This window comes from Pseudoalteromonas atlantica (assembly GCA_007988745.1).
Taxonomy (GTDB): Bacteria; Pseudomonadota; Gammaproteobacteria; order Enterobacterales; family Alteromonadaceae; genus Pseudoalteromonas; species Pseudoalteromonas atlantica.
This window is the reverse complement of record BJUT01000093.1, coordinates 1-5,349: the sequence shown is the minus strand read 5'-3', so window position 1 is coordinate 5,349 and position 5,349 is coordinate 1. Positions and strand designations below refer to the sequence as shown.

Here is a 5,349-nt window from a genome sequence, read left to right as displayed (position 1 = left end):
CAGCGCGAAGCGCCTCTGTGTCCTCGGTGGTGGTATTTAATTTACAATTAATGAAAAGCTGTACATCAACCCTGAACAAGCTTGGTGCCCACAATGTTAACATTAACACCGGAGCTATACCTTACCTTGTAGACCCTCAGCGTGCTGGCATAATGAGCGATAGCGCGTAAATATTAAACCAATACAATCACAAAGAGGCTTAGAGGCGCTTCGCTTTTAGAGAAGTAACTAATATTTTGCGCGAGCAAGCTTCGTGCCTACCGACAAAATTAACACAGAGGTAAATTACCTTGTAGAAGCGCAGCTTGCTGGCGTTTAAAAAGCATCGCTTTTACCCTAGTGTTAACCCCCTTAATTTGAGGCGGCTAAGTCCGCTTCAGCATCGGCAAGCATGGCAAACTCTTCATCTGCACTTTTAGCGACTAAATGCTTAGCGCTATAGCCAAAGTAATAAGCTGCACCAATAACAAATAACACTACTGTGTATAAAAATGCACGAGGGTCAAACGCATACACACCCGTTAATGCAATAAGCGATAACACTAGCGCAATACCCGATGTAACCACGCCACCTGGCGTTTTATACGGGCGAGCTAAATTAGGTTGCTTAATACGTAACATTATATGGCTCAGCGCCATTAACGCATACGATACCGTTGCACCTACCACCGCCATGGCTAGCATTAAATCGCCCTCGCCACTTAGTGAGGCAATAAAACCAAAAATAGCGGGTACAATTAACGCTCGCGCGGGCACTTTGCGCTCTGTAGTAATTGATAACGAACGCGGTAAATAGCCCGCACGCGAAAGCGCAAACACTAAACGGCTATAACCATAAATAATCGAAAAGAACGACGCGACCAGCCCCGCTAAGCCTAAAATATTTACCACAGTGGCTAAGCTTGTATTGCCCGTGGCGTTAAGCGCATCAACTAAAGGAACTGCACTGGCGCCCATTGCGTTTGCACCACCGGCAGCGGGAACTAATACCACAACAAGTAAAGCGGTAAACAGTAAAAATAACATAGCGCCAATAATGCCTTTAGGTACATCTTTAGCCGGGTTTTTAGCTTCTTCGGCTGCAAGCGGCACGCCTTCTACTGCTAAAAATAACCACATAGCAAAAGGCAATGCAGCCCACACACCATACCAACCAAGTGGTAAAAATTCATTTGCACCTGCGGCATTAGTTACCGCAACATCAAATAAATTAGCCGCGTCAAAATTAGCAATTAACGCCACGGCGGTGGCAATAATAGCCAATACTGCTAAACCACTTATCACCATCATTACTTTTAGCGCTTCACCCACACCCGCTAAATGAATACCTACAAACGTTAAATAAAACAGTGCATATACCCACGGGCCATTAAAACCCGTTAACGCCTCAACCGCCGAACCAATAAATATAACAATGGCGGCGGGGGCTAATGCATATTCAATTAATACCGCAAGGCCAGTTAAATAACCCCCGGCAGGGCCCATTGCTTGACGCGCAAAACTGTAACCGCCACCCGCAGCAGGAATTGCAGCCGACATTTCAGCAAGCGATAACACCAGCGTTAAATACATTATTGCCATTAACACCGCAGCAATGGCAAATCCGCCCCAGCCGGCTTCGGCTATGCCAAAGTTCCAGCCTGCAAAGTCGCCCGAAATTACATACGACACCCCTAGCCCTGCAAGCAATAACCAGCCCGCAGTGCCACTTTTTAACTGTCTTTGTGCAAGATACTCTTTATTGTTATTAGACATATTGACCTCTTTTTATGGTTTTATTCCGCGATTAAAAAATTTGTGGTTTGAACCTGATGCTCTATTACATCGTCTTGTGTTCTGTCTTTTAAGTTAACCCCAGTAAGCCCGCACTTTTTGGCCTCTTGCAGTAAATATACGGCTCTTCGGGCAGCCTCAAAGTAACTAAGCCCAGCAGGGCGAATATTAGAAATACAATTACGGCACGCATCGTTAAGCCCTGTTTTTGGCTCCCACGTTAAATAAAGGCCAAGGCTGTCAGGGGAGCTAAGCCCTGGGCGCTCACCAATTAATACCATTACAACTTGTGCGTTTAGAAGCTCGCCAATATCATCACCAATCGCTACGCGGCCTTGCTCTACCAGGGTAATTGGCGCAATTTTGTAAGGTGAGGGCCCAGTAGGAAGCTGCTTTAAAAGCTCGCTTATAAATGGCGCTGCGTTTTTTTGTACCGCCAACGACGAAAGCCCATCAACTACCACAATGGCTAAATCGTATTGCGCCTGTGTACTGCTTTGCCTACTTTGCATAGTATTTAAAAGCGTTGTACGCCCTGCTTGGTTTAGCTTTCGGCCTAAATCGGGGCGCTGTAAATAAGTAACACGATCAACAGCCTCACTTTGTAAACTTAGCGGTTTTTCAACCACGCTAAGCGCATCAATAGCACTGAGAGTTTTTGTCATTTCGCTAATATCTAACGGAAAGTTAACCGCATCGCGCGCCTGAGCATGCGATAACTGAAACGCTAACATTTCAGATGTAGGTAAACTAATGCCTGCCCGGCCAAGGCCTATACGGGCATCGGTAAAACGACGTAAATCGCTCCATGGGTTTTCAACCACTTTGCTATTATTGTGATCGTTGCTGCTTTGCGTGTTTATGCTTTTAACCGCTTTCATTACATCCCTCCTTGTACTGCTTTTAATGGCTTAGCAAAGGCAGTTGGTAAGGTGTTTGATAAAATAGTCTCGGCGGTATTTTCCATAATTTTCATTTTGCTAAGCCACGCTTCAAACTCGGGCGCTGGGCGCGAGCCTAAAACTCGGCGCACATATAAGGCATCATGAAATGAGGTAGTTTGGTAATTAAGCATAATATCGTCCGAGCCTGGAATCCCCATTACAAACGAGCAACCCGCCACGCCTAATAAGGTGAGTAAGTTATCCATATCGTTTTGGTCGGCCTCGGCGTGGTTGGTGTAACACACATCGCACCCCATAGGTATGCCTAAAAGCTTGGCACAAAAGTGATCTTCAAGCCCTGCGCGGGTAATTTCTTTACCATCAAATAAATACTCGGGGCCAATAAAGCCTACAACGGTATTAACTAATAAAGGGTTAAACTTGCGTGCTACAGCATAAGCACGCGCCTCACAGGTTTGTTGGTCAAGCCCATGGTGTGCATTAGCCGAAAGCGAGCTGCCTTGCCCGGTTTCAAAATACATTACATTATTGCCAACCGTGCCACGCTTTAAGCTCAGCGCAGCATCTTGCGCCTCAGCTAGTGTATTTAAATTAAAACCAAAGCTTGAGTTAGTAGCTTCTGTACCGCCTATTGACTGAAACACCAAATCAACCGGCGCGCCTGCTTCTATGCATTCTATGGTGTTAGTTACATGGGTAAGCACGCAGCTTTGTGTCGGAATTTCGTATTTTTGAATTACATCATCCATCAGTGTCATTAACTTAATGGCTTGCGCTACGTTGTCGGTGGCGGGATTAATGCCAATTACCGCATCGCCATTGCCGTATAAAAGGCCATCGAGCATGCAGGCAGCTATACCATTTATGTCATCGGTTGGGTGGTTAGGTTGCAAGCAGGTTGATAAATGCCCAGGCAAACCTATGGTGTTTCTAAACGCGCTTTTTACGTGGCACTTTTTAGCAACAAGTATGAGATCTTGATTACGCATTATTTTACTTACCGCAGCGGCCATTTCAGGGGTAATGGCTTGCCTAACACTTGCAAGTACCGCAGGCGTTGCAAAATCACTTAATAACCAGTTTCTAAAATCTCCCACGGTTAAGTGCGATATAAGCTTAAAAGCGTTTGCATCGTGCTCGTCAATAATAAGGCGTGTAATTTCGTCTTGCTCGTAGGGAATAAGTACATCGTTTAAAAATGTTTTTAGCGGTACTTCGGCCAATGTCATCTGCGCTACAGCGCGCTCTTGCGCCGATTGTGCAATAACTCCCGCTAACCTATCACCCGAGCGCTGCGGCGTAGCTTTAGCCATTAACTGCGCTAAGCTCTTGAATTGATAAGTATGTGTTCCTAAAGTATAACTGTACGTATGCCCCATGATTTACTCCGCATAACTAATATTACAAACCTTGGTATAGGTCTTGCTCCATATAAGCTATAAATCAATTTTGAATAGTCACAAGAAGGCTTAATTTGTACCAAGTGGCTATCGAATTTTGGGAAATCGTTTTTTATTATTTTATTTCAGTAAGTTAATGCCTTTATTTGGCATTCACTTAAACTAAAAATATGTTTACTTTAAAAGAGCATCACCTATATGGCGCAGCAAGGCAGCAACAACGCACCACAAAAGAGCAAGGTATACACGCACGATATTGACGAGCAAGCCCATAACCTCACTCAATGGCAGCAAAAGTACGACCAAGTAAGCGATGGCCGCTTTTATGGCTGTATAGAAGGCGTAAATTACAACGATATTCATGCTTTTAAAGAGTACACCGAGCGTGCGCTGCGCCAGCAATGCAACATAGCGCCTAACTCTATTTGGCTTGGCATACCGAGTCAGTCGCAGCAAAGTAAAATTAATGGCCTTGATGTAGCGAGCAATCAATTCATGTGCCGTACCAGCAGCAGCGACTTTGAGCTAATTACCCCTGAACAATTTGATATTTACGGTTTGGTTATTGATTGGCATTCCATTGAGTACATGGCGCAGTTACAAGGCGTAACTATTAAAAACCTATTATCTGCACAATCGGCTCGTTTAACGGTAAGTGACTCATCGCTGCAAACAGCAAGGCAAATAATTAATAGTATGGTTGCCTGTAAAGGCTTTGGGCTTAAACCAGAGTCACAGCAAGATATGCTTAGTATGCTAGCACTGCATTTACTGCAAGCCGATAACCCGCAGCAAAACATAGCCCCAAGCTACAAACACCGTAAAGCAGTGGTCGATAAAGTAAAAGAGTACGTGGTAGCCAATCCACAAAAAACAATAACCATAACCGAACTTTGCGAGCTTACTTTTGTTAGTAGGCGCACGTTGCAGTACAGTTTTGAAAGCATTTTAGGTATTAACCCGCTTAGGTTTTTACGTTTAACCCGTTTAAATAACGTAAGGCGCGAGCTTAAAGTGGTTGGACAAACTAAGCCTATATCAATCATAGCGGCCAATTGGGGGTTTTGGCACGCAGGGCAATTTACTAAAGATTACACGCAGTTATTTGGTGAAAACCCCTCTCAAACTATCGCCAATAATTTAAAAGAAGGTTCCTTAGATTGTTAGATGCGCCATAGCTCGTAAATAAAACCAATGCATTCACAAAGAGGTTTAGAGGCGCTTCGCTTTTAGAGAAGTAATTAGCATTTTGCGCAAGCAAGCTTCGCGCC

Annotated in this window: 4 protein-coding genes; 1 reads left to right on the top strand and 3 read right to left on the bottom strand. The window is 44.5% G+C overall.

The features are described 5' to 3' along the window. Positions 1-351: 351 nt before the first annotated feature. The 3 genes from eat to PAT01_RS19630 are packed head-to-tail and all read right to left on the bottom strand — an operon-like array spanning position 352 to position 4,057. The gene (eat, locus tag PAT01_RS19640) at positions 352-1,755 is read right to left on the bottom strand and encodes an ethanolamine permease (protein ID WP_096042685.1); all 1,404 of its coding nucleotides are present in this window, start codon (positions 1,753-1,755) and stop codon (positions 352-354) included. A 20-nt stretch (positions 1,756-1,775) separates the two neighbouring features. Beyond that, positions 1,776-2,654: an ethanolamine ammonia-lyase subunit EutC gene (gene eutC, locus PAT01_RS19635; RefSeq protein ID WP_154946040.1), complete on the bottom strand. Its 879-nt coding sequence runs from the start codon at positions 2,652-2,654 to the stop codon at positions 1,776-1,778. Then, positions 2,654-4,057, bottom strand: a complete 1,404-nt coding sequence (locus PAT01_RS19630; RefSeq protein ID WP_154946039.1) for an ethanolamine ammonia-lyase subunit EutB — start codon at positions 4,055-4,057, stop codon at positions 2,654-2,656. The genes eutC and PAT01_RS19630 overlap by 1 nt, the downstream gene beginning before the upstream one ends. Positions 4,058-4,276: 219 nt before the next feature. Between PAT01_RS19630 and PAT01_RS19625 the strand changes: the two genes are divergently transcribed. Continuing rightward, positions 4,277-5,245: a helix-turn-helix domain-containing protein gene (locus PAT01_RS19625; RefSeq protein ID WP_154946038.1), complete on the top strand. Its 969-nt coding sequence runs from the start codon at positions 4,277-4,279 to the stop codon at positions 5,243-5,245. Positions 5,246-5,349 lie beyond the last annotated feature (104 nt).

What these genes read in the sequence shown, in the direction of transcription:
- PAT01_RS19630 (WP_154946039.1), bottom strand. Translation starts at nt 4,057, where the DNA reads ATGGGGCATACGTACAGTTATACTTTAGGAACACATACTTATCAATTC.
- PAT01_RS19625 (WP_154946038.1), top strand. Translation starts at nt 4,277, where the DNA reads ATGGCGCAGCAAGGCAGCAACAACGCACCACAAAAGAGCAAGGTATAC.
- eutC (WP_154946040.1), bottom strand. Translation starts at nt 2,654, where the DNA reads ATGAAAGCGGTTAAAAGCATAAACACGCAAAGCAGCAACGATCACAAT.
- eat (WP_096042685.1), bottom strand. Translation starts at nt 1,755, where the DNA reads ATGTCTAATAACAATAAAGAGTATCTTGCACAAAGACAGTTAAAAAGT.